This window comes from Arthrobacter sp. B2I5, assembly GCF_030816735.1.
Taxonomy (GTDB): domain Bacteria; phylum Actinomycetota; class Actinomycetes; order Actinomycetales; family Micrococcaceae; genus Arthrobacter.
The window spans coordinates 1,034,469-1,059,482 of the sequence record NZ_JAUSYF010000001.1 but is presented as its reverse complement, the minus strand read 5'-3'; the positions used below and the strand labels follow the sequence as shown (position 1 = coordinate 1,059,482).

General features: G+C 66.3%; 25 protein-coding genes and 1 tRNA gene. 11 read left to right on the top strand and 15 right to left on the bottom strand.

Translation table 11 applies throughout. From position 1 onward, the window contains the following. Positions 1 to 17: 17 nt before the first annotated feature. The 7 genes from QFZ60_RS05075 to QFZ60_RS05045 all read right to left on the bottom strand — a co-directional run bounded on the left by QFZ60_RS05075 (position 18) and on the right by QFZ60_RS05045 (position 5,235). Positions 18 to 1,136 carry a GNAT family N-acetyltransferase gene (locus QFZ60_RS05075; protein ID WP_142117243.1) on the bottom strand — a complete coding sequence of 373 codons (1,119 nt, stop codon included), beginning with the start codon at positions 1,134 to 1,136 and terminating at the stop codon, positions 18 to 20. Positions 1,137 to 1,143: 7 nt separating this feature from the next. Beyond that, on the bottom strand, positions 1,144 to 2,004 hold the full coding sequence (locus QFZ60_RS05070; protein ID WP_307088754.1) for a GNAT family N-acetyltransferase: 861 nt from the start codon (positions 2,002 to 2,004) through the stop codon (positions 1,144 to 1,146). Positions 2,005 to 2,415: 411 nt separating this feature from the next. After that, entirely contained in the window at positions 2,416 to 3,123 is a 708-nt protein-coding gene (rplA, locus tag QFZ60_RS05065) for a 50S ribosomal protein L1 (RefSeq protein WP_307088752.1), read from the bottom strand. 178 nt (positions 3,124 to 3,301) lie between these two features. Next, entirely contained in the window at positions 3,302 to 3,733 is a 432-nt protein-coding gene (gene rplK, locus QFZ60_RS05060) for a 50S ribosomal protein L11 (RefSeq protein WP_003803853.1), read from the bottom strand. A gap of 128 nt (positions 3,734 to 3,861) precedes the next feature. Further along, positions 3,862 to 4,680 carry a transcription termination/antitermination protein NusG gene (nusG, locus tag QFZ60_RS05055; protein ID WP_056334217.1) on the bottom strand — a complete coding sequence of 273 codons (819 nt, stop codon included), beginning with the start codon at positions 4,678 to 4,680 and terminating at the stop codon, positions 3,862 to 3,864. A 115-nt stretch (positions 4,681 to 4,795) separates the two neighbouring features. Beyond that, on the bottom strand, positions 4,796 to 5,080 hold the full coding sequence (secE, locus tag QFZ60_RS05050) for a preprotein translocase subunit SecE (protein ID WP_056388913.1): 285 nt from the start codon (positions 5,078 to 5,080) through the stop codon (positions 4,796 to 4,798). A gap of 82 nt (positions 5,081 to 5,162) precedes the next feature. Continuing rightward, positions 5,163 to 5,235 (bottom strand) — tRNA-Trp (locus QFZ60_RS05045). A gap of 277 nt (positions 5,236 to 5,512) precedes the next feature. Between QFZ60_RS05045 and QFZ60_RS05040 the strand changes: the two genes are divergently transcribed. Beyond that, positions 5,513 to 6,730 carry a pyridoxal phosphate-dependent aminotransferase gene (locus QFZ60_RS05040; protein WP_307088748.1) on the top strand — a complete coding sequence of 406 codons (1,218 nt, stop codon included), beginning with the start codon at positions 5,513 to 5,515 and terminating at the stop codon, positions 6,728 to 6,730. Between the two features lie 81 nt (positions 6,731 to 6,811). Here the strand turns inward: QFZ60_RS05040 and QFZ60_RS05035 are convergent, their stop codons facing one another. Together QFZ60_RS05035 and QFZ60_RS05030 are read right to left on the bottom strand one after the other, a co-directional pair. Next, positions 6,812 to 7,501: a response regulator transcription factor gene (locus QFZ60_RS05035; RefSeq protein WP_142117247.1), complete on the bottom strand. Its 690-nt coding sequence runs from the start codon at positions 7,499 to 7,501 to the stop codon at positions 6,812 to 6,814. Next, a complete protein-coding gene (locus QFZ60_RS05030) occupies positions 7,498 to 8,859 on the bottom strand; it encodes an ATP-binding protein (RefSeq protein WP_307088746.1) in 1,362 nt (453 codons plus the stop codon). The genes QFZ60_RS05035 and QFZ60_RS05030 overlap by 4 nt, the downstream gene beginning before the upstream one ends. Positions 8,860 to 8,984: 125 nt before the next feature. Here QFZ60_RS05030 and QFZ60_RS05025 point away from each other — a divergent pair, with 125 nt between their 5' ends. The 5 genes from QFZ60_RS05025 (at position 8,985) to QFZ60_RS05005 (ending at position 13,196) form a co-directional block, all read left to right on the top strand. Next, the gene (locus tag QFZ60_RS05025; RefSeq protein WP_307088744.1) at positions 8,985 to 10,670 is read left to right on the top strand and encodes a PspC domain-containing protein; all 1,686 of its coding nucleotides are present in this window, start codon (positions 8,985 to 8,987) and stop codon (positions 10,668 to 10,670) included. Position 10,671: 1 nt separating this feature from the next. After that, on the top strand, positions 10,672 to 10,929 hold the full coding sequence (locus QFZ60_RS05020) for a hypothetical protein (protein ID WP_307088741.1): 258 nt from the start codon (positions 10,672 to 10,674) through the stop codon (positions 10,927 to 10,929). Between the two features lie 3 nt (positions 10,930 to 10,932). Beyond that, entirely contained in the window at positions 10,933 to 11,184 is a 252-nt protein-coding gene (locus QFZ60_RS05015) for a PspC domain-containing protein (protein ID WP_056334192.1), read from the top strand. Between the two features lie 242 nt (positions 11,185 to 11,426). After that, the gene (locus QFZ60_RS05010; protein WP_056334189.1) at positions 11,427 to 12,452 is read left to right on the top strand and encodes an ATP-dependent 6-phosphofructokinase; all 1,026 of its coding nucleotides are present in this window, start codon (positions 11,427 to 11,429) and stop codon (positions 12,450 to 12,452) included. Between the two features lie 27 nt (positions 12,453 to 12,479). Next, positions 12,480 to 13,196 carry a GNAT family N-acetyltransferase gene (locus tag QFZ60_RS05005; protein ID WP_142117251.1) on the top strand — a complete coding sequence of 239 codons (717 nt, stop codon included), beginning with the start codon at positions 12,480 to 12,482 and terminating at the stop codon, positions 13,194 to 13,196. On the opposite strand, the gene QFZ60_RS05000 is transcribed toward QFZ60_RS05005, so the two are convergent. From QFZ60_RS05000 to QFZ60_RS04975, 6 genes are all read right to left on the bottom strand, one after another. After that, positions 13,158 to 14,681, bottom strand: coding sequence for a DHA2 family efflux MFS transporter permease subunit (locus tag QFZ60_RS05000; protein ID WP_307088739.1), 1,524 nt, complete (start codon positions 14,679 to 14,681; stop codon positions 13,158 to 13,160). The genes QFZ60_RS05005 and QFZ60_RS05000 overlap by 39 nt on opposite strands. Before the next feature lie 48 nt (positions 14,682 to 14,729). After that, on the bottom strand, positions 14,730 to 15,161 hold the full coding sequence (locus tag QFZ60_RS04995) for an ankyrin repeat domain-containing protein (protein ID WP_307088737.1): 432 nt from the start codon (positions 15,159 to 15,161) through the stop codon (positions 14,730 to 14,732). Further along, positions 15,161 to 16,243, bottom strand: a complete 1,083-nt coding sequence (locus tag QFZ60_RS04990) for a folate-binding protein YgfZ (RefSeq protein WP_307088735.1) — start codon at positions 16,241 to 16,243, stop codon at positions 15,161 to 15,163. The genes QFZ60_RS04995 and QFZ60_RS04990 overlap by 1 nt, the downstream gene beginning before the upstream one ends. A gap of 22 nt (positions 16,244 to 16,265) precedes the next feature. Further along, positions 16,266 to 16,988 (bottom strand): flavodoxin family protein, encoded by a 723-nt coding sequence (locus QFZ60_RS04985; RefSeq protein ID WP_307088733.1) that lies wholly within the window; start codon positions 16,986 to 16,988, stop codon positions 16,266 to 16,268. Between the two features lie 48 nt (positions 16,989 to 17,036). Further along, a complete protein-coding gene (locus tag QFZ60_RS04980) occupies positions 17,037 to 17,645 on the bottom strand; it encodes an FABP family protein (RefSeq protein ID WP_142117255.1) in 609 nt (202 codons plus the stop codon). A 173-nt stretch (positions 17,646 to 17,818) separates the two neighbouring features. Next, positions 17,819 to 18,586, bottom strand: coding sequence for a permease (locus tag QFZ60_RS04975; RefSeq protein WP_307088730.1), 768 nt, complete (start codon positions 18,584 to 18,586; stop codon positions 17,819 to 17,821). A gap of 339 nt (positions 18,587 to 18,925) precedes the next feature. Here QFZ60_RS04975 and QFZ60_RS04970 point away from each other — a divergent pair, with 339 nt between their 5' ends. From QFZ60_RS04970 to QFZ60_RS04950, 5 genes are all read left to right on the top strand, one after another. After that, the gene (locus QFZ60_RS04970; protein WP_018769102.1) at positions 18,926 to 19,624 is read left to right on the top strand and encodes a response regulator transcription factor; all 699 of its coding nucleotides are present in this window, start codon (positions 18,926 to 18,928) and stop codon (positions 19,622 to 19,624) included. A 34-nt stretch (positions 19,625 to 19,658) separates the two neighbouring features. Then, positions 19,659 to 20,627, top strand: coding sequence for a mycothiol synthase (mshD, locus tag QFZ60_RS04965; protein WP_307088728.1), 969 nt, complete (start codon positions 19,659 to 19,661; stop codon positions 20,625 to 20,627). Positions 20,628 to 20,758: 131 nt separating this feature from the next. Then, positions 20,759 to 23,008, top strand: coding sequence for an RNA degradosome polyphosphate kinase (locus QFZ60_RS04960; protein ID WP_307088726.1), 2,250 nt, complete (start codon positions 20,759 to 20,761; stop codon positions 23,006 to 23,008). Between the two features lie 9 nt (positions 23,009 to 23,017). Continuing rightward, complete coding sequence (locus QFZ60_RS04955) at positions 23,018 to 23,986, top strand: NUDIX hydrolase (RefSeq protein ID WP_307088724.1); 969 nt, start codon at positions 23,018 to 23,020, stop codon at positions 23,984 to 23,986. Between the two features lie 592 nt (positions 23,987 to 24,578). Continuing rightward, entirely contained in the window at positions 24,579 to 24,977 is a 399-nt protein-coding gene (locus QFZ60_RS04950) for a hypothetical protein (protein WP_307088722.1), read from the top strand. The last annotated feature ends 37 nt before the right edge of the window (positions 24,978 to 25,014 follow it).

Here is a 25,014-nt window from a genome sequence, read left to right as displayed (position 1 = left end):
TCCACCAAATCGGGCACTCAGCTGGTGCTGGTATGCAGACTGGGAAGCTCTTTTTGCCAGATCCCGGTCACGCCGGCCGTTTGGAATCCGAGTTGCCGGTTGACGGTCAGAAGGTACCGGTTCTCCGGGGCGTTCCAGGTGTAAATGATGCGGGCGTCCGGGAACTGCTCGCTGAGCCGCTCCATGTTGGCCACCTTGATCAGCAGGCCCAGTTTGTTGCCGCGGTGTTCCTGCAGCACCAGGGTGTCGTCCTGGAAGACGACGTCGGCGCGGTGCGCCAGCACCGTGATGGTGGTCAGGCCCACCAGGGCTCCGGTGGCGATGTGCTCGACGGCGGTGACCACCGTTCTGCGGCCCTGCGCGATGGCGACGTCCTCCGCTTCCCGCAGCAGACCGCCGTCGAACACCATTTCCTGCTCAACAGGCGCGTCAAGGGACGGGTCAAGTTCGGCCCCCGCCTGGTTTTCCAGGACGGCGACGGCCTCCAGCCAGCGTTCCGGGCACCGGTCGGTCCAGTGGTGCAGGCGGTACCTGCCGTTGTTCGCTTCGTCGGCCTCAGCCTGGAGATCGGCCACCAGCTTGGTATCCAGGGGCAGCAGGCAGGAACTGAACTGTTCAATGTGCTGCAGCGTGTACCCGGTTTTCTGGGCGAACTCCACTTCGCGGCTCTCCAGCGGCACGAACCCCTGGCCGGAGCCGGGGACCAGCTGCGCCTGTTCGAACTCGTGCAGGGATGCGCCGGGATGGTTGGTGTCCACCAGGATCATGGAGCGGCCTTCGCCCCTGGCCAGCTGTTCGGCGGCCTCGAGGAGCCGCCGGCCCACGCCCTGCCGCTGGAATTCAGGCAGGATGTCCAGGGTGAGCTCGGCGAGGTCCAGGTGGTCTGTCAGCGGCAGCGCAATGTCGACGGTTCCAACGATGACGCCGTCCACTTTGGCCACGAGGATCAGCTGGCGCTCATACGGGTCCGCGAACTCAAGCAGCTTCTCCAGCGGACCGTAGGCGAGATCGTCACTGCCCCACGTCTGCATCCGCACCTTGCGGCCCACTTCGACGGCGGCGAGGAAGTCCGCTGCGTCGGGAGTGTCCAGTGAGTCGGGGATCCATAGCTGTTCGATCTTTACGTCTATTGCCATTCGGGCATCATCCCAGCCGTTTCTGCCACTCACCTTCATAGCCAGCGGGCCTGAATCCAAGTGCGGTATTTATCGCCAGCATATGCTGGTTTTCGCTGGCATTCCATGTCAGGACCGAGCGCGCCCGCGGCCACTTTTCCTGGGCGCGGCGGAGGTTGGCCGCCTTGACCAGCAGGCCCAGCCGGTGGCCGCGGTGCTCCTCCGCCACCAAAGTGTCCTGCTGGATCAGCGACTCCGGCACCAGCGGGCGCCAGGTCAGGACACTGTAGGCCACCAGCTCGCCGGTGGGTCGGTGCAGGGCTGCCGCCACGGAGGACTGGACGCCGCCCCGGACCAGCACCAGCTCGTCGTCACGCACGCGGTCTGCATCCCAGTCCTCGCGCTCCCAATCCATGCCGGCAGTAGGGGCATCAGTGCTCATTCGTGCCCTTAGCCCGGCGTAAGCGGCAACGAGCGGATCCGGGCAGCGCCCGTCCCAGCCCGTCAGCACATAGTCCCCTGCGTGGCCAAAGGCGTCAGACTCCAGCCGGTCCAGCAGTTCCGCGGGAACAGGAAGCTTGAGCCGGCTGGAACGCTCCACCTGTTCCAGCCGGTACCCTGCGGCCAGGGCAAACGCAGTGGCGGGGTCGTCCAGCGGCAGTTGCCCTGCCCCGGATTCCGCGGCGACCAGTTGCGAACCAGCCCGCACTGCGTCGAGCGGCAGTTCATGGAAGGAATCGAGGGAGGACCTGCCGTGAGTCCGCGCCACGGCTTCGGCATACTCCAGCAGGGCACGGCCCACTCCCCTGCGCCGCCACCGGGGAACCACCAGCACATCGATTCCCGCGGTGGCCAGGTTCTCGCGCCGCGCGGCAGCGTAACCGAACACAGTCCCACGGGTTCCGGGCCGATCCGTGCCAGGAACAAATGCCGCTCCTCGTACCGGCTCCCACGCCAGAACTCCAGCGCCTCGGCCAGGGTGAGGCAGCGTTCCAAGTCCCCCCAGACAGCCATGGCATGGGCCTCCCTCATGGCCTGGCACACCAGGAAATCCGGGGACAGTTCGACGGCGCCATTGTCACCCTGGGTGCCTTGGCCCTTCGCTGGCGGAAGGCCGACGGCGGCAATCACCAAACCATCGAGGCCAGGAATTGGCGCTGGTTCGGTCGGCTCGGTCCAGTCCATGCAGCCAGCTTAGGCAAAGAGGGCGGACAAAAAAGAAGACCGTCCCGGCGCTGATGCGCCGGGACGGTCTTCGGTTGCGCCGAAATGAATCCGGTGCAGGAACTTCTTTCAACGACTATGCGTCGGTGAGCACCTTGGTGACGTTGGGGTCAACGGAGATGCCCGGGCCGAACGTGGTGGCCACGGTGGCCTTCTGGATGTAGCGGCCCTTGGCTGCGGACGGCTTGAGGCGAAGAACCTCTTCCAGTGCGGCTGCGTAGTTCTCGGCCAGCTTCACGGCGTCGAAGGAAACCTTGCCGATGATGAAGTGCAGGTTGGAGTGCTTGTCGACGCGGAAGTCGATCTTTCCACCCTTGATGTCGTTGACGGCCTTGGTGACGTCGGGGGTCACGGTGCCCGTCTTCGGGTTCGGCATCAGGTTACGCGGGCCCAGGACCTTACCGAGGCGGCCAACCTTGCCCATGAGGTCAGGGGTGGCAACCGCGGCGTCGAAGTCGGTCCAGCCGGCTGCGATCTTTTCGATCAGGTCGTCGGAACCAACGAAGTCGGCGCCGGCTGCGATTGCGGCCTCAGCCTTGTCGCCCGTGGCGAAGACCAGGACGCGGGCGGTCTTACCGGTGCCGTGGGGCAGGTTGACCGTACCGCGGACCATCTGGTCAGCCTTGCGGGGGTCAACGCCCAGGCGGAAGGCAACCTCAACCGTGGCGTCGAACTTGGACGGGTTGGTGTCCTTGGCCAGCGTTACTGCCTCGAACGGTGCGTAGTGCTTCTCCGCGTCGATCTTGGCGGCTGCTGCCTCATATGCTTTGCTGCGCTTTGCCATGCTGCTTATTTCTCCTTGTGCAGTTGTGGTCTGCGGACCGCGCTGGGCCCTGCCACAGTCGGTGATCCGGTTCGTTACCCGGCCCGGATGACCAACATTTCAATTGTTTGGTGCCGGTGTCCCGGCGGTGCCGCCCGTCGTCGTCAATTAGCCCGACGCTGGACAGCGGAAAGGGGTATTAGCCCTCGACGGTGATGCCCATGGAGCGGGCGGTGCCGGCGATGATCTTCGCTGCGCCTTCGAGGCTGGTGGCGTTGAGGTCTTCCATCTTGGTGGAGGCGATCTCGTTGACCTGGGCTTGGGTCAGCTTGGCAACCTTGACGGTGTGCGGGGTTGCTGAACCCTTGGCGACGCCTGCAGCCTTCTTGATGAGTTCTGCAGCCGGCGGGGTCTTGGTGATGAACGTGAAGGAACGGTCCTCGTAGACCGTGATTTCCACGGGGATGACGTTTCCGCGCTGGGCTTCCGTCGCAGCGTTGTACGCCTTGCAGAATTCCATGATGTTGACACCGTGCTGGCCAAGCGCAGGACCGATCGGCGGGGCCGGGTTGGCGGCACCTGCCTGGATCTGCAGCTTGATGAGGCCGGTGACCTTCTTCTTGGGAGCCAATGTAGGGTCCTTCTCTCAATAACGTCCTGGGGCACAGGAGCGTGCCTCAGGTTTGTGGCCGCCATGGCAAGGCGGCCGGCCGTTCCGGTGCCGCTAAGCAGGCGGCGCCGGGACGAATTCTAGGATTCTCAGATCTTGGTGACCTGGTTGAACGCCAGGGTGACGGGCGTTTCGCGCTCGAAGATGGAGACCAGGACCACGAGGGTCTGGGACTCGGGCTTGATCTCGGAGATCGTGGCGGGAAGGGTCTCGAAGGGGCCTTCCTTGACGATGACGGACTCGCCGACCTCGAAATCGACGGCCACGGGAGCCTGGTTCTGCTTGTTGACCGGCTTGCCCTTCTCGGCCTGCTCCTCTTCGAAGACAGGGGCGAGCATGGAGAAGACCTCGTCCAGGCGCAGCGGGACCGGGTTGTGGGCGTTGCCCACGAAGCCGGTGACGCCGGGGGTGTGGCGGACGGCGCCCCAGGAGGCGTCGGTCAGGTCCATGCGGACCAGGACGTAGCCGGGGATGCGGACGCGGTTGATCACCTTGCGCTGGGCGTTCTTGATCTCCACGACTTCTTCCATGGGCACCTGGATTTCGAAGATGTAATCTTCCATGTCCAGGGTCTGGATGCGGGTTTCAAGGTTGGCCTTCACGCGGTTTTCGTAACCGGCGTAGGAGTGGATGACGTACCAGTCACCCTCCTGGCGGCGCAGCTTGGCCTTGAACTCCTCTGCGGGGTCCACGGCTGCGGTTGCTGCCGCTGCGGCAAGTGCGTCGGCTGGCTCGTCTTCCCCGTCAGCGTCTGAAGCGTCGCCTTCGGCGGCTTCTGCATCATCGGAGGCGGCGTCGTCGAATTCGGGCGTGGAGGACTCAACCTCGGACTCTTCACCGGCTTCTGCCGTGACGTCCGGGGATTCTTCCAGCCCCGTCTCGGTTACCTCGAGCTCCTGCTCAGACACTTGGTCTCCTGCTTCCTCATTGCCTAACATGCCTATTTAAATGGCTCAATCCCGCACGCCAACGCATCCCTTCCGGTTTCCCGGGTGGAACACGCGGCCTGCGGACCGTGCAGCCTTAGCTGTCCTTGGGGCCGGTGCCGCCGAAGATCCAGCTGACAGCGGTTCCGAAACCGATGTCCAGCAGGCTGACGATGACCATCATGATGGCCACGAACACCAGCACCACGAGCGTGTAGTTGATCAGTTCCTTGCGGGTGGGGGCAACAACCTTCTTCAGTTCGCCAATAATCTGGCGGACAAAGAGTGCAATGCGGGCGAAGAAGTTTGCCTTGGCTTCCTTCTTAGCTGGGCGGCCCTTGGAGCTGCTGGCAGCTGTTTCGGTCACCTGGTCCTCGCTCATCTTTGCAATGGTGGATTACCCGGCCCTGATCAGAACCATGGTTGCTGCGCCTGCCCCGGGCTTTCGCCCGGAGCAGCTTGCGCAGGGCAGACAGGACTCGAACCTGCAACCTGCGGTTTTGGAGACCGCTGCGCTACCAATTGCGCCACTACCCTATGGAGTGAATTCCACTCTTTGACGGCCAGGCACCAGTTTGAACTGGGGCGCACGCCATCATCCGTGTTTCAACACCGGTGAACCAGTCTACGCAAGAACTTCGCGTAGGTAAAACCAGCCTGGCCCGGTCCGTCCGAAGTCCGGCCTGAAAGGTGCTGCCCGGGGCAGTCATAAATCAAAACCGGCTCCCCGGAGGGTCCGGTGAACAGCATAGAGTAGAACTCGTCGAATCCCACATTCCAGCCTCCCGGGCTGCCTGCGAAGAACGGACCTGCCATGTCTGCCGCCCGCGTTTCCCAACGCATTTCCGCAATTGCCGAATCCGCAACCCTGGCCGTCGACGCCAAGGCCAAGGCGCTGAAGGCAGCCGGCCGGCCCGTTATTGGTTTTGGCGCGGGCGAACCCGACTTCCCCACTCCGGACTACATTGTGCAGGCGGCCATCGAAGCTGCCGGCCAGCCCAAGTACCACCGCTACTCCCCCGCGGGCGGCCTGCCTGAGCTGAAGAAGGCCATCGCAGAGAAGACGCTGCGTGATTCCGGCTACCAGGTGGACGCCTCCCAGGTCCTGGTGACCAACGGCGGCAAGCAGGCCGTGTACAACACCTTCGCCACCCTGGTGGACCCGGGCGACGAAGTGATCGTTCCCACCCCATTCTGGACCACCTACCCGGAGGCCATCCGGCTCGCCGGCGGCGTCCCCGTGGAGGTTTTTGCCGGGCCCGAACAGGACTACCTCGTAACGGTGGAACAGCTCGAAGCAGCCGTGACGGACCGCACCAAGATCCTGCTGTTCGTCTCGCCGTCGAACCCCACCGGCGCCGTCTACTCCCCTGAGCAGGTGGCGGAGATCGGCAAGTGGGCCGCCGCCAAGGGCCTGTGGGTGGTCACGGACGAAATCTATGAGCACCTGACCTACGACGGCGTGCCGTTCACGTCAATCGCCACCGCGGCCCCCGAACTGGGCGACAAGGTGGTCATCCTCAACGGCGTCGCCAAGACCTACGCCATGACCGGGTGGCGCGTGGGCTGGATGATCGGCCCGGCAGACGTCATCAAGGCAGCCACCAACCTGCAGTCGCACGCCACCTCCAATGTCTCCAACATCATGCAGATCGCTGCACTCGCCGCCGTGTCAGGCCCGCTGACGGCCGTGGACGACATGAAGGTTGCCTTTGACCGCCGCCGCAAGGCCATTGTTGCCGGCCTGAACGCGATCGACGGGGTGGAATGCCCGACGCCGAAGGGCGCCTTCTACGTATACGCGGACGTGCGAGCGCTGCTGGGCAAGGAGTTCCCGACGGCGTCCGGCACCGCAACGCCGCAGACCTCCGCCGAGCTGGCCTCGCTCATCCTTGACGAGGTTGAGGTGGCAGTGGTTCCGGGCGAAGCCTTTGGCCCCTCCGGCTACCTGCGCCTCTCCTACGCGCTGGGTGATGAGGATCTGGCCACCGGTGTCCAGCGCCTGCAGGACTTCCTGGGCAAGGCCCAGTAGACGCGCCAAACACCTGATGCTCCATCACTTTTGGTTCCTAAAGAGCGTTTTAGGAACCAAAAGTGATGGAGCATCTCTCGTTTAAAGGAGGCGGCGTTCGGCGGCCCACTTGGTCAGTTCGTGGCGGCTTGAGAGCTGGAGCTTGCGCAGCACTGCTGATACGTGGGTCTCCACGGTCTTGATGCTGATGAAGAGCTCCTTGGCCACCTCCTTGTAGCTGTAGCCCCGGGCGATGAGGCGCATGACCTCGAGTTCACGGGCGGAGAGCCTGTCCAGCTCGTCATCGGCAATATCGGCGGGAGCGGTACCGAAAGCATCCAGCACGAAGCCGGCAAGGCGCGGGGAGAAGACGGCATCGCCACCGGCAACCCGGAACACGGCGTCGGTGATCTCGGCCCCGGAGATGGTCTTGGTGACGTAGCCGCGGGCACCGGCGCGGATGACGGCCACCACGTCCTCTGCCGCGTCGGAAACGCTCAGGGCCAGGAAACGGGTGGTGGACAGGAGCGGGGCGGAGCCGGCAATGACTTCGCGGCCGCCGCCGCCCAGGCCGCCGGGAAGGTGGACATCCAAGAGGACGACGTCGGGCCGCTGCTGGGCGATCACGGCGATGGCCTGTTCAACGGTGGCAGCCTCACCCACTACCTGAATGCTGGAATCCAGGTCCGCTTTGAGTCCGGACCGGAAGATGGCGTGATCGTCCACGATGACAACCCGCACGGAGTTGGCCGGGCGGGCGCCTCCGGCACCTGTGCCCTGGGTGGTGTTCATGATTTTCCTTCCGCATGTTCTGCTGCAGCCGACAGCCTCAGGCGGACCTCGGTACCGTCCCCCGTGCTGAGGATGGCCGCCGAACCGCCATGCCGTTTCATCCTGCCGATGATTGATTCCCTGATGCCGAGCCGGTCCGCCGGGACATCCCCCAGCTGGAAACCGGACCCCCTGTCCTTGATGAAGATCTCGGCCTGGCCCTCCGATGCTTCAAGGTAGACGGACACGGTTCCGCCGCCGTGCCGTGAGGCGTTGAGCATGGCTTCCCGGCTTGCCTGGACCAACGCCTCGTGCGCCTCGGTCATGGCGGCATCACCAACGGTGACGACTTCCACGGGATTGCCAAGCAGGTCTTCCACCTCAGCGGCAACAACCTTAATCCGGTCTGAAAGCTGTCCGCTTTCGCGGCCGGGATCCTGGAACAGCCAGCCGCGCAGCTCGCGTTCCTGGGCCCGGGCAAGCCGGACGACGTCATGCTCATTGCCAGCGCGCCGCTGGATCAGCGCGAGTGTCTGCAGCACGGAATCGTGCAAGTGGGCAGCAATTTCCGCCCGTTCCGTCTCCCGGATCCTGCCGGCCCGTTCCGTTTCCAGGTCCCGCCAGAACTTCAGCGCCCACGGCAGCAGGACCAGCACCACGCCGCCCAGGACGGCCACGGAAGCCAGCAGGGCAAGCCATGTCTGTTCCCAGGAGCCCGAGCCGGACACCATCACCAGGACCCCGGCCACCACCAGCGCCAGACCTGCAGCAAGCCTGCCCCACCCGCCTGCCTGGTCCGCTTTGGTTTTGTCCACCAGCCCTGCGCGCCGGGTCTCATCCAGCTGCATCCACGCGATCGACGCACCGCCCAGCACCGCTGCAGCGGGGATCAGCGTCCCCAGGGACACATCCACCCCCAGCATCTGCGCGATCATAATGCCGGCCACCAGCAGGAGCCCGCAGCCGAGCAGGATCTCCTTGCCGTACCGCATCCCGCGCACCCGGAACCAGGGAGACTCCGTGGCGCCGTCTGATGCAGCGGGTCCAAAGGCACCTGCGGATGTTCCGCCGTCGGACGGCGCTTCCTGCATCGGCTGGCTTTGCAAGGGCAGACCCTGTGCGGGCTGGCTGACGGCGGGAGCAATGGGCGACGCCGGCCGTCGGGCATTGCGACGCGCGGCCTCATCCGCCGTGGGCACCATGATCCAGAGCCAGGCGTAGAAGACCAGGCCGGCCCCTCCGGCGAACGCGGCCAGGACCATGCCAACCCGGACGTTCCGGACCGGCCAGCCCAGGTGCGCGGCGAGGCCGGAACACACCCCGGCGATGACGCGGTCGCTGCTCCGCGCCAGGGGCGGGCGCACCGGGAGGGTTGTCATGGATCAATCCAAACACGGATCAGGGTTGCCCGGACCGCATCCGGCCGCATACCGGGGACGGGTCAGGGGCCGTTCAGGGTTTCCCCCAGTAGAGCGGCGAAGGGGCCGGACGGGAGGATCGAGGTATGAACTCGCAGACTCCCTCCCCTGACGACGAACACCCTTCCGGGGCCTTCCCCGGTTCCGACAGCGAGCGGCCCACAGAGCCGCTGCCGTCCCCCTCCGCAGCGCCTTCGGACCCAGCGTCCGGTCCAGACAGTGGCTCCAGCACGAACCCGGGCACAGGTTCCAGCACGGGCCCTAGTACGGGGTCCAGCACCGGCCCTGCCGCTGGTCCGGGCATTGGTCCGGCTGACCCACCCCAGGGTTACGCATTCCCGAGCAGCTCCGCCGCCCCAACTCCTTCCACCGATTTCTTCGGCTGGATCCGCAGCAACGGCATCTACCGCGGCAACGACCGCTGGATCGGCGGCGTCTGCAGCGGCATCGCCCACCGGCTGAACGTGGACCCGATCATCATCCGCGGCGTCTTCATTGTCCTGACCCTCCTGGCCGGCATCGGCGTGTTCCTGTACGGCCTGGCATGGGCCTTCCTCCCGGAACCGGACGGGCGGATCCACGTCCAGGAAGCGGGCGCCGGACGCTGGTCCAGCGGCATGACGGGCTCCCTGATCGCCACCGTCCTGGGGCTCACCGGCCTGGGCGGCGGCTTCTGGGGCTGGAGCCACAACGGCCTGGGCGGACTGCTCTGGACCATCTTCTGGGTGGGCGGCGCGATCTACCTGGTCTACTACCTCTCCCAGCGCAATAAGGCCCACCCCACCATGGCCGGCCACACGGCCGGGGCTCCCGGCGCGGCCCACCCGGCGGGACGCCCAGGTGTGAATTACACCTCCGGGGAATACACCTCATCATTCTCTGCAGGCACCTCCGCAGGCATGGGCGCTGGCACCGCCCCAGGATCCGGCCCGGGCTTCCCCGCGGCACCCCGCTACACCGGCGGCGCCACCAGCGGAACCGGTACCGGAACCTACGGCCAAGGTGCCGCCGGCGTTCCTGTCCCCGGCGGACCTGGCGCAGGCGGGCCTGGCGCTGGCGGGGCTGGCGCAGGCGGGGCTGGCAGCGGAATCCCCGGGGGCAGCAGCTACCCCGCACCGTGGGTGCCGCCGCGGCCGCAAAAGCCCCGCCCCGCCGGTCCCGGCGCCCCAGCCGTCGCCATCGCAACCGGTTCTGCCCTCCTGGTGGGCGGTGGCCTCAAGGCGCTCGACGCGGCGAACATCATCGACCTGGGTGGCTCCGCCAACGCCATTGTGTGGGCCAGTGCGGCAGCAGTCCTGGGACTGGGCATCCTGGTGGCGGGCTTCCGCGGCCGGACCTCCGGCGTCCTGAGCCTCTTTGCCGTGATCGCACTGGTGACCGGCGGCATCTACAACACTCTGGACGACGGCCGGATGCGTTTCCAGCAGGTGGACTGGAACCCGGCCAGCATCGAGGAGGCACGCGGCGGCATCGACATCACCGCCGGACGGGGAACCGTGGACCTCACGGACCTCGCCCCAACCGCCCCGCTGACCTCCGACGTCGTGGTTCCCCTGGACATCACCGCCAGCAACGTCACCGTCGTGATCCCGCAGAACGTGCCCGTCGACATCAAGGCGGACATGACCATGGGCAACCTTAACGAGGCAACCGGCCAGCGCGGCGGCACCACCACCCGCGAAAGCAGCTACAACGCGGACAAGCCCGGCAACCACCTGGTGGTGCGGATTGACGGCACGTTCAGCAACGTCACAATCCAGGAAGGCAACTGACATGGACAACAGCAACAATCCGACGACGGCGGGCCAGGACAGCACCGGAACGGCACCTCCCAGGGTGGGGACGGTGGTGTGGGGACTGATCGTTCTGGCGCTGGCAGCACTGATCATCGTGGCGCAGCTGGGCATCGTGACCCTCAACGGCACCTACGTCCTGATCGGGCTCATGATCGGCGCAGGCGTGGCCCTGGTGGTTGGCGGCCTGCTCTCAGCCAGGAAACGTGACAACGAACCAACGACAGGGAAGTCTTGAACCATGGATAAGTTCTTCAGCATCGTCAGGGGCCTCGGCCTGCAGCGCGGCCCGGAGCGGTGGCTCGGCGGAGTCTGCGGCGGCATAGCTGCCAAGCTCAATGTGGACGTTGCGTTTGTCCGCATCGCCTTCCTGCTCTTCGCCCTGCTGCCAGGCCCGGCATTCGTCTTCTACCTCCTGGCCTGGGTGATCCTCCCGGACCAGCGGAACGAGATCGTGCTCCAGACGTTCCTGGACCGGCGGTCGCTCAACTGACCACCACGGGCTGGGCCCACTGGCCCGGCCCACCGGGCCGGCCCACGGGGCAGGGCCCAAGGCTCCTGATTTCGCTGACAATCCACGAAATCAGGGGCCTTTCCCATGTCCCGGGGTGTCCCTGCCCGGGCGCCTCCCCATGTAACCGGTTTGTGTCGTACCCCACACACCCCACTACACTTCTAGGTGAGCTCAGCGTGGCGCTCTGCCTGTAAACCCTCTCCCCAGGATTTGAGCCGAACATGAAAATTGGAATCCTCACCAGCGGTGGCGACTGCCCCGGATTGAACGCCGTGATCCGCGGCGCCGTGCTGAAAGGCATTGCCGTCCATGGCCAGGAATTCGTCGGATTCCGTGATGGCTGGCGCGGCGTGGTGGAGGGCGACATCATCGACATCCCCCGCACCATGGTCCGCGGCATCGCCAAGCAGGGCGGCACCATCCTGGGCACCTCCCGCACCAATCCCTTCGAAAACGGCGGCGGCCCCGAGGCCATCAAGGCCCACATGGACCGGCTGGGCATCGACGCCATCATCGCGATCGGCGGTGAGGGAACACTGGCAGCCGCCAAGCGCCTGACAGACGCCGGACTCAAGATCGTGGGTGTCCCCAAGACCGTTGATAACGACCTTGACGCCACGGACTACACCTTCGGGTTCGACACCGCCGTGCAGATCGCCACCGAAGCGATCGACCGGCTCCGGACCACCGGCGAATCCCACCACCGCTGCATGATCGCCGAAGTGATGGGCCGGCACGTGGGCTGGATCGCCCTGCACGCCGGTATGGCCGCAGGCGCGCACGCCATCCTCATCCCGGAGCAGAAGGTCAGCATCGAGCAGATCACCGAATGGGTCAACGAGGCCCACGCCCGTGGCCGCGCACCCCTGGTGGTGGTGGCTGAAGGCTTCGTTCCCGAGCACATGGAAAGCCCCCACTCAGAGCGTGGCCTGGATACCTTCGGCCGCCCCCGCCTGGGCGGCATCGCCGACCAGCTCGCCCCGGAACTGGAGGCCCGGACCGGCATCGAAACCCGCGCCACCATCCTGGGCCACATCCAGCGCGGCGGCGTCCCCTCGGCCTTCGACCGGGTCCTTGCCACCCGGCTGGGCATGGCCGCCATCGACTCCGTGGTGGAGGGCTACTGGGGCACCATGGTGGCATTGAAGGGCACCGACATCCGGCACGTCGCCTTCGAGGAGGCCCTGGGCCAGCTGAAGACCGTCCCGCAGAACCGCTACGACGAAGCCGCGGTCCTGTTCGGCTAAGCCACTGCGCCGCCCTAGGCTGGGACCATGACACTCGACCCCGGCTCAGCGGCCATCATCCAGCTGGCGTGGGCGCGCCGGCTGGGCCTTGACGACGACGCATTCGGTGACGCCCTGGCGTCGGGCGAACGGATTGTCCGCGCTGACGAATCGGCCCGCACCGTTGAATTCGTCCGGCTGTTCGGAAGTTCCGCACTGGTGGCCCCGCAGAACGTCATCGACGCAGCAACGCACATCCCTGACGAGGAGATGGCCCAGCACGTGACGCTGCTGAAACTGACCAGGGACCAGGGCGGCCACGGACTCGGTGCCGCCGCCCTGTTCTTCGCCGACGACCTGCCGCTTCAGCAGCCCTCCGAGGAACTGACGGTCTCGCACGGGAACCCTGAGGCCATCGAGCTGGAGGGCCGCTGCCCGCCGGATGACGTCAACGAAGTGGGTCTCTCCGACCTCGAAAACCGGTACACCATCGTGCACGAAGCGGACGGCAGGCGGGTGCCCCTGGCCTGCGGCGCCTACGGGGAATGGGAGGGCCTGCTGGCGAACATGGGGGTGCTGGTGGATCCTGAGTGGCGCCGCCGCGGCCTGGGCTCGCTGGCAGGCTCCATCGCCGCCCATGAAGCCCTGGCCGCCGGGCTGACGCTGCAGTGGCGGGCGGACGTCAGCAACACTGGCTGCCTGGCCCTGGCAAGGCAGCTTGGCCTCTCAGCCGGCGGAATCCAGACCAGCGTCCACCTTCGCTGACGCCCGGTCCTGCCCCTGCGTTCCCCAGCCCTGGACCGGCTGCGGCTTGGCAAAGAACAGCGCCACCGCAGCGCCCACCAGGATCACTCCGGCGGGCAGCAGGATGGACTGGCCCATCGCCGTCGAGAATGCTGCATGGAGGAACTCCGGCAGCGAGCCGCCCATCGCCAGCCCTTCCCCGGCGGATCCGCCGGGCCCGCCCGAGGGAAGCTCGGCGGCAAGCCGGGACTGGATCAGCACGGCGATGGCGGCACTTCCCAGGACCGCGCCGATCTGACGGGTGGTGTTGTAGACGCCCGAACCGGCCCCTGCCTGGCGCGGCGGCAGGTTCCTGGTGGCAGTTGTGCTGAGCGGGGCCCAGATGCCGGCGTTGGCGAAGCCCAGGACGGCGCTGGGCAGCAGGAACAAGAGGATGGGTGTATCCGGCTGCATCAGGGCCGAGTTCCATAGCAGCGCCACAGCCATGAGCACCAGCCCGGTGGCGGTGATGTATTTCGGGTTCACCCGGTCCACCAGCTTGCCCACCACGGGGGCAAGCCCACCGGAGATCAGGGCCATGGGCACCATCATCAGGGCGGACTGCGTGGGGGTGAGGCCCCGGACCAGCTGGTAGTAGAAAATCAGCGGCAGGCTGAAGGCGGTCACGGTGAAGCCAACGGTAGTGATCCCGATATTGGCCAGGGAGAAGTTGCGGTCCCGGAACAGCCCCAGCGGCAGGAGCGGCTCACCCTTGTTGAACCGCTGCCACAGGACGAAGCCGATCAGCACCACGATGCCGGCGATGATCAGGCCCCACACGCTGATGGGCCCCGTGATGGTGCCCCAGTTGTAGGTCTCGCCCTCCTGGATCCCGAACACCAGCAGGAAGAGCCCGACGGCGCTGAGCAGCACGCCGGGAATGTCGAACTTGTGCGGGTGGGTGCTCAGGGCCGGAACGTTGCGCAGGGCAAGGATGAAGCCAACGACGCCGATGGGCACGTTGATGAAGAAGATCCACTCCCAGCCAAGGCCGTCCACCAGGACGCCGCCCAGGATGGGTCCCACAAGCGTTGCCATCCCGGCGGTGGCACCCCACACGGCCATGGCTGATCCGCGGCGGTCCGGCGGGAAAATCCGGGTAATCACGGCCATGGTCTGGGGAGTCATCATCGCGGCGCCAAGGCCCTGGAGGACGCGGGCTGCAATCAGGATCCGGACGTCGCCGGAGAATCCACACCACAGCGAGGCGAGGGTGAAGACCACCAGGCCGGAGAGGTAGAGCTTCTTAGGCCCGAACCTGTCGCCCAGCCTGCCGGTGATGAGCAGCGGGACGGCGTAGGCCAGCAGGTACGCGCTGGTCACCCAGATCACCGAGTTGATGTCGGCGTCCAGGCCCTCCATGATGCGGGGGTTGGCCACGGACACGATGGTGGTGTCGATCAGGATCATGAAGAACCCGATCACCAGTGACCACAGTGCCGGCCAGGGCTTTGCTACGTTTTCCACTCGGTCTTCCTTCAGGAGTTTTTTGTACCGGGCGGAACCCGGGTGAAGCTAGCCCAGCAGGTCCAGGATCTCCGTGCGGGCGAACATTTGCGCTGCGGCGCGTGCCGACGGCGCGCCGGCGTCCGGATCCGCGCCGGCGCCCAGCAGGACGCGGGCCACTTCCGGGTAGCCCTTGAATGCCGCGCCGGCCAGCGGGGTCTGGCCCCGGTCGTTGGCGGTGTTGGGGTCGGCGCCGTGCTGCAGGAGCAGCCCGACCGTGCCGGCCTGGCCGTGGTAGGCGGCCAGCATGAGCAGGGAGTCACCGGCGGAGTTGGTCAGGGTGGCGGGAACCCCGGCGTCCAGGTAGGCACCCAGCAGCCCGTCGCTACCTTCCCGCGCCGCCTGGAACAGCGTCTGCGCCAAAGCCAGCGCGTCGTCGTCGTGCCCTTCCGCTGCCTGCGCCCCAAGGCCCGCAGGCGTGGTTCCGGTGTGTTCGGTCATCAGCGTGGCCCTTTCAGGAATCCGGTCTGGCGCCCCACCACCTGGCCGGCATCCGGGGCGACAATGAGTTCCTGGACGGCCGGATACGGCTCATCGCCGTCCAGGACCGTCAGTATTTCATCCGGTGCAACGGAACGCTTTATGACTGCCAGTGCCACCGGACCCATCTCGTAGTGCTGGGCCACCGAGGTCACCGTCCCGACTTTCCGTTCCCCTGCCATGACCGGGCTTCCGGCGGCGGGGAGGGTGTGTTGTGAGCCGTCCAGCTGCAGGAACACCAGCCGGCGGGGCGGGTGGCCCAGGTTGTGGACGCGGGCGATGGTTTCCTGGCCTTTGTAGCAGCCCTTGGCCAGGTGGACGGCGGTGCGCAACAGGTCCAGTTCGTGCGGGATGGTCTTGTCATCCGTCTCGGCACCAATCCGGGGCCGCCACGCAGCGACACGCAGGGATTCGGCGGCGAGCACACCGGCCAGCGCACGCCCGGAAACGGCTTCCTCCAGCTCCGGTGCTGGGATGAGGTACTCGAACCATGGGCGCTCAAGGCCAGGATGGTTCTCCTCGGAGACGGTGGCGTAAGAATATCCGCCGGCTGACACGTGCGGCCAGGGGTCCTGCCAGGCAAGGCGGCCCGACCATTCCGGCACGGCCCGGGTGCTGCCCACGACAGCCCAGTCCGCCGAAACGTCTGCGATTTCCACCCGCAGCATGAACTTCATCCGGTTGAGGTACTCTGCCAGCGGCGCTGCTTCGGCGGCCTCGACGATCAGCCAGGTGGTCCCGCCGTCGTCAACCACCCGGGCGTTAAAGTCGATGCGGCCCTGGACGCTCAGGAGCAGCAGTTCGCTGGACTCCCCCGGCTTCAGCGCCGCCACCTGTTGGGAGGACAGCGTATTGAGCCAGCTGAGCCGGTCCGGCCCGGTGACGGTGACCACGCCGCGGGAGGAAAGGTCGACGACGGCGGTTCCGGCAGCGAGTGCGCGCTGCTCGCGCAGGGGCTCGCCGTAGTGGGCGGCGACTCCTGCGTCAGGGCCGCCGGCCTCGACGGCGCCGGGGCGCGACAGCAAAGGGCTCGGGGTAGTCATATGAAGTAGAAGTCCTTGAAGGCTAACGGTATTCCGGGTTTTCGAAATCGAAATGGGTTCCGGCTTTCCATTCGTTGGGCAGGTTGCCGTAGGCGGGGTAGCCGCCCGCATTCTTCAGGATCTTTGCCAGGTGCAGCAGGTTCCAGGTCATGAAGGTGGTGTTGCGGTTGGTGAAATCACTTTCGGGGCCGCCGGAGCCTTCGTCCAGGTAACTCGGGCCGGGGCCAACAGGGCCGATCCAGCCGGCATCGGCCTGCGGCGGGATGCTGAAGCCGATATGCTGCAGGCTGTAGAGGACGTTCATGGAACAGTGCTTGATGCCGTCCTCGTTGCCGGTGATCAGGCAGCCGCCCACCTTGGGATAGAACGCCCACTGCCCATTGCTGTTCAGCTCACCGGAATGGGCGTAGAGGCGCTCAATGAGCTTCTTGGTCTGGGACGAGTTGTCACCCAGCCAGATGGGCCCCGCCACCACCACGATGTCGGCCTCCCGGACCGCGGGGTACAGCTCCGGCCATTCGTCTGTGGCCCATCCGTGCTGGGTCATGTCAGGGTAGACACCGCTGGCGATGTCGTGGTCCACGGTGCGGATCACCGTGGTGCTGACACCCTGTTTTTCCATGATGCCGCGGCTGATGGCGATCAGGCCGTCCGTGTTGGATGTCTGCGGCGACTTCTTCAGGGTGCCATTGAAGAAGACGGCTTTGAGGCCGCCGTAGCCGCCGGGCTTCCCCGCTTGTTCCATGCCGTTTTCCACGAGGGGGCCCTTTCCAGGTCAGGAGACCCTGTTGTGTCAGGAGACCCTGTGCAGGTACGCGGAGGCGTGGGCTTCGAGGCCGCTGCCGCTCTCTCCCCCTGTTGCCACGTCCCACCGCCACAACAGGTTGCCGTCCACCAGGCCGAAGATCCGGGTGGCTGCGCTGTACTCCTTGGAGTGGCTGCCGCGCATCACCATGTCGGTGCTCAGCTGGATCTGCGGGCCCTTGATCTGGCCGTAGTACAGCTCCGTGATACCGCCGGGGTGGGCGATGGACACCGAGATGTCGAAGCCGCCGTCCTTGTTGCGCAGCGCCTCCACCTCGTCGGCGCTCTTCAGCACCGGGACGATGTCCGCGGGCACCAGGCCGGGGCCGCCGTCGGCATCCAGCTGCTTGCGCTCCAGCGCCCAGAAGCCGGTCTCAACGGTAAGCGGCCGCAGGCGCGTGCCCTCGTCGTCGGTCAACCAGCTTTCGGCCCGGTACTGGAGGTACGGCAGGCCGTTGTGGGTGAAGGAGACGTGCTGCAGGAAGTGTTCCGAGTCCTCGTCGCCGCTGCCCAGCCGGCCGCGGCCCTCCCACTCACCAATGAGCCATGAAAGTGGGACGAGTTCAGGGGTCAGATCTGTAGGAATCTCAATGGGCATTGGTATTACCTCGAGATACGGCTGGCTCCGGAAAGGGGGTGGCTACTTCTGGCCCTTGAAGAGGCGGTAGACCACGAAACCGGCGAACCAGGCCATGGACAGGCTCGCGATGCCGAGCAGGACAAGGAAGAAGATTTCAAAAGCAAGTACGGACATGGTGCCATCCTAACCCGTTAGTAGATGAGTAGTTTGTCTATGAAGTAGGCGAGGGACCCCACCGCAGAAACCGGGGCAAGGCCCATGCTCAGCGCGGCAGGAAAATTCAGGGGCGCGCCGCGGAGCGTGGCCAGCCTGCGGAAGCTTGCCAGGACCGCACCCACCACCACCCCGAAGACGGCGGCGGGCAGGACGGCGATGTCCGACAGGACCAGCCCCGCCAGAGGCCCAGCCAGGCCGGCGAGGACAATGCCCAGCGGCGCAATGATGCTGTCCGGCCAGCGGATGAGGCCGGCGAGCAGGGCAACGGCTGCGCTGACGGCCGCCACCAGCAGCATCTCGCGGACGCCGTTGAAACGGGCACCGGCAATCCAGCCCGCTCCAAGGCAGGACAGGAGGACGCCTGCGCAGCAGCCGAGCGTGGACTCCAGCCGCTGGGCCTGGCCCGTGCCGCGGACCAGCTGCACCACGAAGACCGCCATCATTCCCAGCGCCACGAATGCCGGCGTCCAGTCCAGGTAGCCCGGAGCCGGTGTCAGTCCTGCGGCCACCGCAGCGCCCGCACCCGGCAGGGCAATGACGGCGGCGAGGGTCTTCTTGGCGGGGATGCGCAGGAAGTGCGGCCACCCGATGCCCACCGCCGCGGCAATGACGATGCCGACGGCGACGAGCGCAACAGGAGAGGCATAGAGTCCGGCGATGATGGCGATAAGGCCCGCGATCCCGATGACGCCGATGGCCCAGGAACCAAGCGAACGCACGGGTGCCTGCAGTTCCGCCGTCATGCGGGGCCCGGCCTGTGGTTCGTCGGTGCACTCACTGCGGTGTTTTCCCATCCTGGCGTCGGCCGGAAGGCTGGTCCGCCCCCTCATGGCAGGGCGGGTCCGCCCTGCTTCAATCCTGCCTTATGTGAACCGCATATGTCGCAAAACGTGCCTGTCCGCGGCCTGAATCTGTGGTCTGGAGGAGGCCGCCGGGTATACTCAAGGTTCAGCTACGCTCCCTGCTGAGGTGGCTGGCCGGCGGCGTGCTGACGGCTGGGAACCTCGTGCAGGAAGCCCGTACCGGCCGGTGAGAATCCGGTTCAGTCGCCCAATGATGCGCGGACGGCCCTTGGAGGAACAATGTCGCACATCCTGTTACTGACCAACAGCACCGGTTCTTCGGTGGACATCCTGCCTGCCCTCGAATTGCTGAACCACCGGGTCCATATCCTCCCTGCCGAGCCCACGGCCCTCCTTGAGACGGACCCCTGCGACATCGTCCTGCTGGATGCCCGCAAGGACCTTGTGGGCGCCCGTTCGCTCACCCAGCTCCTGAAAGCCACCGGACTGAGCGCTCCGCTGGTCCTGATCCTGACCGAAGGCGGCATGGCCGCTGTCTCCTCGGCGTGGGCCGTTGACGACATCGTCCTCGACTCCGCCGGACCCGCCGAAGTGGAGGCGCGCATCCGGCTCTCCGTGGCCCGGGCCGTGCCTGAGCAGGAAGACGCCCCGAGCGAGATCCGTGCCGCCGGCGTCATCATCGACGAGGCAAGCTACACGGCACGGGTCAACGGTGCGCCGCTGAACCTGACCTTCAAGGAATTCGAGCTCCTGAAATACCTGGCCCAGCACCCCGGCCGGGTATTCACCCGCCAGCAGCTGCTCACCGAAGTCTGGGGCTACGACTACTACGGCGGCACGCGCACCGTGGACGTCCACGTCCGGCGGCTCCGCGCCAAACTCGGCGCCGACCACGAGAACCTGATCAGCACGGTCAGGAACGTTGGCTACCGCCTCACCCTGGTCCGGCAGCAGGAAGACGAACTCACCGAGGCCTGAACCCCGGCCCGCCATTGACGTATAGCCTTGGCTCATGACTCCAGCGCATCCGCAGAAGTGGCCCGTCCATGTCGTCCGGGGCGGAGTTGACCAGCAACTCCTCAAGGACTGCCGCGACCTCCTGGCCGCGGCTGAGGAATCGGATGGAAACCCTTCCATTTCCGAGCAGACCGTGGTGACCATGCGTGCCGGGGATTCTGCGGAGCATACGCTGCTTACGCTGGCCCTCTATGCGCCCGATGAGGACTCAGATCCGGCCACCGGACAGGATCTGGCGGGGTTCGCCGTCGTGGTTGAGGAGCCGGACGGCCACGGCATCCTGGAAATCGCCGTCCACCCCTCCTACCGGAACCAGGGAGTGGCGGACCGGCTGGTCGGCGCACTCAAGGAGGTCCGGGGCTTTGAGGGGCTGAACGCCTGGTCCCATGGCAACCATGAGGCCGCCGCTGACCTTGCTGCGCGCTACGGGTACGCGCCGGTGCGTGAGTTGTGGAAGATGCGGATGACGACGGCGGGCGCGGACCTTCCCGAGGACGGCCTCCCGGACGGGGTGACCATCCGCCCCTTCGTGCCGGGCAAGGATGAGGACGCCTGGCTGGCCGCCAACAGGGCAGCCTTCGCCCACCATCCCGAGCAGGGGAACCTCACCCGGGCCGACCTCGAGGCGCGCATGGCGGAGGAATGGTTCGATCCCGCGGGGTTCTTCCTGGCAGAGGACCGGGACGGCCGCCTGCTGGGCTACCACTGGACCAAGGTCCACCCCCGGCACGGCTCGCACCCGGCGATCGGTGAGGTGTACGTGGTGGGAATAACGCCGGAAGCCCAGGGCATGGGCCTGGGCAAGGCCCTGACCATCGCCGGCATCAAGCACCTCCGCGACGCCGGGCTGAACGGCGTCATGCTCTATGTGGACGCCGACAATACCGCCGCTGTTGCCCTGTACCGGCGGCTCGGTTTCACGCGCTGGGACATGGACGTCATGTATGGACCGGCGGCAGGGTAGGAAGGGCAGCCACACCGTTCCCCTGCAGGGCGTAAAACTAGGGCCGTGGGGCAGGTGAATGCTTGTAAGGTTGAAAGGGAACCGCGCGGGGCGGAAGCGCCGGCACCACAGCGCAAGCTAAAGGAGAAGCCATGAACCCGGAACCCTCCGGAACAGCTACGTCCCAGGAAGTGGCGGTGCCCGTCCGGGCACGCTTCGGCTCCTCCGAGGTACCGGCGTCCAGGGCCACCCAGGACCGCATCGACATTCCGGAATTCGCCCCGAACCTGCAGCCGGAAGGCGACATCCGTCCGGACCGTTTCCTGGACCGTGAGCTGAGCTGGCTCGCCTTCAACTCCCGCGTACTGGAACTGGCCGAGGACCCCACCCTGCACCTGCTGGAACGCGTCAGCTTCCTCTCCATCTTCGCCTCAAACCTGGACGAGTTCTTCATGGTCCGCGTCGCCGGCCTTAAGCGCCGCATCGCCACGGGCCTCGCCGTCCCGTCGCCCGCCGGCCTGAGCCCTGTCGAGGTGCTGGAACGCATCAGCGAGGAAGCCCACCGGCTCCAGGAACGGCACGCCCAGGTCTACGCCGACCAGATCCGCCCCGCCCTGGCCTACGAGCACATCCACCTCATGCACTGGGACGAACTGGACGACGCCGCAAAGCAGCAGCTCAGCGTGATGTTCGCGGAAAAAGTCTTCCCCATCCTCACCCCCTTGGCCGTTGACCCCGCCCACCCCTTCCCCTACATCTCCGGCCTGTCGCTGAACCTTGCCGTGGTTGTCCGGAACCCGATCAGCGACAAGGAACTCTTCGCCCGCGTCAAGGTCCCGGACCAGCTGCCGCGCCTGATCTCCATTGACGGTCCGCGCGCCGGCGCAATCCCCGGCCGGGTGGCCCGGTTCATCGCGCTCGAGGAAGTCATCGCCGTCCACCTGGACAAGCTGTTCCCGGGCATGGAGGTCCTGGAGCACCACACCTTCCGCGTGACACGCAACGAGGATGTGGAGGTGGAGGAGGACGACGCCGAGAACCTCCTGCAGGCCCTCGAGAAGGAACTCCTGCGCCGCCGCTTCGGCCCGCCGGTCAGGCTCGAAGTCACCCATGACATCAACCCCAACATCCGTGCGCTGCTGATCCGCGAGCTGGGCGTGGAGGAGTCAGAGGTCTACTCGGTGCCGGCACCGCTGGACCTCCGGGGCCTGTCCGTCATCGCCGCCATCGACCGGGCGGACCTGCACTACCCCAAGCACGTCCCGCACACCTCGCGGTACCTGAACGAGTCCGAAACCTCCAAGGCCGCGAACGTGTTTGCCGCCATGCGCCGCCGCGACATCCTGCTGCACCACCCGTACGATTCGTTCTCCACGTCCGTGCAGGCGTTCCTGGAACAGGCTGCGGCGGACCCCAAGGTGCAGGCCATCAAGCAGACCCTGTACCGCACCTCCGGCGACTCCCCCATCGTCGACGCCCTGATTGACGCGGCCGAAGCCGGCAAACAGGTCCTGGCCCTGGTGGAGATCAAGGCGCGGTTCGATGAGCAGGCCAACATCTCGTGGGCCCGCAAACTGGAGCAGGCCGGCGTGCACGTGGTCTACGGCATCGTTGGGCTCAAGACGCACTGCAAGCTTTCCCTCGTGGTCCGGCAGGAAGTGGACGGGTTGCGCCGCTACTGCCACATCGGCACCGGCAACTACCACCCCCGGACCGCCCGCTACTACGAGGACCTGGGCCTGCTGACCGCGAACGAACAGGTGGGCGAGGACCTGTCCAAGCTGTTCAACCAGCTTTCCGGCTACGCCCCCAAGTCCACCTTCAAGCGGCTCCTGGTGGCGCCCCGTTCCGTCCGGTCCGGGCTGATCGACCGGATCGAGACCGAGATCCGCAACGCCCGGGCGGGTGTGCCCGGGCAGGTGCAGATCAAGGTGAACTCCATGGTGGATGAGGCCATCATTGACTCGCTGTACCGCGCCTCGCAGGCAGGGGTCAAGGTGGATGTGGTGGTACGTGGGATCTGTTCGTTGCGCCCCGGCGTTCCCGGTTTGAGCGAAAACATCACGGTCCGCTCCATCCTGGGCCGGTTCCTGGAGCACTCGCGGGTGTTCGCCTTCGCCAACGGCGGGGAGCCGGTGGTGTACATCGGCTCGGCAGATATGATGCACCGCAACCTGGATCGCAGGGTGGAGGCGCTGGTTCAGCTGACCAGCGCGGACGACATCACTTACGTCCTTGACCTCCTGAAGCGTTACATGGCACCGGAAACATCCAGTTGGCACCTGGACAATGAGGGCCGCTGGACCCGGCACCACCTGTCCGAGGACGGGAAGCCGCTGGAAGACGTCCAGTCCTGGCTGTTGGCTTCCCGGCCGCGCCAACGCAGCCTGAGCCGGCGATAGGCAGCCGCGTTGTCGAGCGATGCACTCGTAGCTGACCAGACTGACCACCCGGGGGAACCCGTAGCCGTCACCGCGGCGGGTGCCATCCCGTGGCGTGTCAACAAGGACGGCCTGGAAGTGGCGCTGATTCACCGTCCGCGCTATGACGACTGGTCCTGGCCCAAGGGAAAAATTGACGACGGCGAGACCGTCCCGGAGTGCGCGGTGCGTGAGGTGTGGGAGGAGATCGGCCTCCGGGCGCCGCTAGGGATACCCCTGCCGCCCATCCACTACCACGTATCATCCGGCCTCAAGGTGGTCTACTACTGGGCGGTCAAGGTCAACGGCAACACCCTGGTCCCGGACGGCAAGGAGGTGGACAGCGTCATGTGGTGCGCACCCGAGAAGGCGGCCCGCCTGCTGTCCAACCCCTCCGACGTCGTCCCTCTTGAATACCTGCGCGACGCGCACGACCGGGGAACGCTGGACACCTGGCCGCTGCTGGTGCTCCGCCACGCCAAAGCCAAACCGCGCTCATCCTGGAGCAAGGCGGAGGGCGAACGTCCGCTCGCGGCCACCGGCACCCGGCAGGCGCAGGCAGTGGGCCGGCTCCTGCAGGCGTGGAAGCCGATGCGGGTGGTCACCAGCCCGTGGCTGCGCTGCGTTGCCACCGTGGCCCCCTATGCGAGGGCAACGGGAGCCAAGGTGAAGCTGGCGGAAGGCCTGACAGAGCACAAGCACCAGCGCAGTCCGAAGAAGACGGCCGCCGTCATCGAGTCCCTTTTCGACAAGCAGCGGCCCGTGGTTGTCTGCACACACCGGCCCGCGCTGCCCACCGTCCTCAAACAACTGGCGGAGCACATGCCCTCTCACCTCACGAGGCTGCTGCCGGCGAAGGAACCCTGGTTGTCCCCCGGCGAAGTGGTGGTGTGCCATGTGGCCAACGGCGGGAGGAAACGGGTTGTGGCGGTGGAGCAGTTCAAGCCCTTCGACGATTAGGCGCGGACCTGCAGCTTGACCCAAGGCTCTTGTCGGCATTGACTTAGTGGCACGACGCACCGTTCTGGGGGAAAACGTGCAGGCTGCCGCAATCGCTGTTGTCACCGATGTTCCACCGATGGTTCTCCTGTGGCCGTTCGTGCTTGCCGGCGGCGTGTATTTCCTCCTCCGGTCCCTTATTCGGGGAGGCAGTGGGAGTGACCGCGTGGCAATCGCGTCCCGGCATGCTTTCTGGGTGGGCCTGGTCGGATGGCTGGTAAGTTCGTTGTTGCCCGCCGCCAATGCCGGGATCCTCCCGATGTCCCCTACTGGCACTGCGCCTGCGAACATCCCCACTGCCCTTGCGTGGCCCGTCCTTGGATGCCTGGCCGTTCATGCGCTGGGGCAACTCAGCTACCCCAGAGACGCCCTAACGCTTCAACAATCCGAAAACCCTCGGCGGGTCCGGGATCTTCTCCCACGCAGGCTCGGTTGGACCGTCCTGGCGGTCTTTGGAGGGTCCGCCGCGCAGATTCTGTGGACCTCCACCTTGCCTGGCTTCGCCCCACTCCCCTACGAATCGCGGCCCGACGACGGAGGCGGCTACTCAACCGTGGGCGGAGATGGTCGCATTCCCGGCGCGGAGCTGGCAGGTTATCTCGGCGGCGCCCTGCTGGTGCTGGCGGCTGGAACCCTGGTTGTCCTGGTCCTGATAACCCGCCGCCGCGCCTTGGCCGGACTTACTTCTATCCAAGATGGCCTTCTCCGGACCATCACCATGAACCGGCTGCTGCGGACTGTTGCCACCGTTGCCTCCGGCCTGGCAGCCATTGCGGGCAACCATGCGGCACGGCCTGATCCAGCGTTCGGAGCCACCAGCTGGCTGAACCCTGCGGGCGCGCTCAACCTGGCCGTCCTGCTGTTGATGCTGGCCTGGGCCCCGCCCAAGCTGGAAGGCCCATGCGGGCTGCACCCTGGCGCCCCCACCGCGGCTCAGCCGGCCACGCCGTGATCCCTGTGGGGACGTCCGGCCGCGGGGCGCCCGGCCT

Excerpts from the sequence above, each read along its gene's own strand:
- QFZ60_RS05015 (WP_056334192.1), top strand. The coding sequence starts at position 10,933 with ATGGATAAGTTCTTCAGCATCGTCAGGGGCCTCGGCCTGCAGCGCGGC.
- QFZ60_RS05025 (WP_307088744.1), top strand. The coding sequence starts at position 8,985 with ATGAACTCGCAGACTCCCTCCCCTGACGACGAACACCCTTCCGGGGCC.
- QFZ60_RS05010 (WP_056334189.1), top strand. The coding sequence starts at position 11,427 with ATGAAAATTGGAATCCTCACCAGCGGTGGCGACTGCCCCGGATTGAAC.
- QFZ60_RS04960 (WP_307088726.1), top strand. The coding sequence starts at position 20,759 with ATGAACCCGGAACCCTCCGGAACAGCTACGTCCCAGGAAGTGGCGGTG.
- QFZ60_RS04990 (WP_307088735.1), bottom strand. The coding sequence starts at position 16,243 with ATGACTACCCCGAGCCCTTTGCTGTCGCGCCCCGGCGCCGTCGAGGCC.
- secE (WP_056388913.1), bottom strand. The coding sequence starts at position 5,080 with ATGAGCGAGGACCAGGTGACCGAAACAGCTGCCAGCAGCTCCAAGGGC.
- QFZ60_RS05030 (WP_307088746.1), bottom strand. The coding sequence starts at position 8,859 with ATGACAACCCTCCCGGTGCGCCCGCCCCTGGCGCGGAGCAGCGACCGC.
- rplA (WP_307088752.1), bottom strand. The coding sequence starts at position 3,123 with ATGGCAAAGCGCAGCAAAGCATATGAGGCAGCAGCCGCCAAGATCGAC.
- QFZ60_RS05005 (WP_142117251.1), top strand. The coding sequence starts at position 12,480 with ATGACACTCGACCCCGGCTCAGCGGCCATCATCCAGCTGGCGTGGGCG.
- mshD (WP_307088728.1), top strand. The coding sequence starts at position 19,659 with ATGACTCCAGCGCATCCGCAGAAGTGGCCCGTCCATGTCGTCCGGGGC.
- QFZ60_RS05040 (WP_307088748.1), top strand. The coding sequence starts at position 5,513 with ATGTCTGCCGCCCGCGTTTCCCAACGCATTTCCGCAATTGCCGAATCC.
- QFZ60_RS04970 (WP_018769102.1), top strand. The coding sequence starts at position 18,926 with ATGTCGCACATCCTGTTACTGACCAACAGCACCGGTTCTTCGGTGGAC.
- QFZ60_RS04980 (WP_142117255.1), bottom strand. The coding sequence starts at position 17,645 with ATGCCCATTGAGATTCCTACAGATCTGACCCCTGAACTCGTCCCACTT.
- QFZ60_RS04975 (WP_307088730.1), bottom strand. The coding sequence starts at position 18,586 with ATGACGGCGGAACTGCAGGCACCCGTGCGTTCGCTTGGTTCCTGGGCC.
- QFZ60_RS05075 (WP_142117243.1), bottom strand. The coding sequence starts at position 1,136 with ATGGCAATAGACGTAAAGATCGAACAGCTATGGATCCCCGACTCACTG.
- QFZ60_RS04995 (WP_307088737.1), bottom strand. The coding sequence starts at position 15,161 with ATGACCGAACACACCGGAACCACGCCTGCGGGCCTTGGGGCGCAGGCA.
- QFZ60_RS05020 (WP_307088741.1), top strand. The coding sequence starts at position 10,672 with ATGGACAACAGCAACAATCCGACGACGGCGGGCCAGGACAGCACCGGA.
- QFZ60_RS05035 (WP_142117247.1), bottom strand. The coding sequence starts at position 7,501 with ATGAACACCACCCAGGGCACAGGTGCCGGAGGCGCCCGCCCGGCCAAC.
- QFZ60_RS04985 (WP_307088733.1), bottom strand. The coding sequence starts at position 16,988 with ATGGAACAAGCGGGGAAGCCCGGCGGCTACGGCGGCCTCAAAGCCGTC.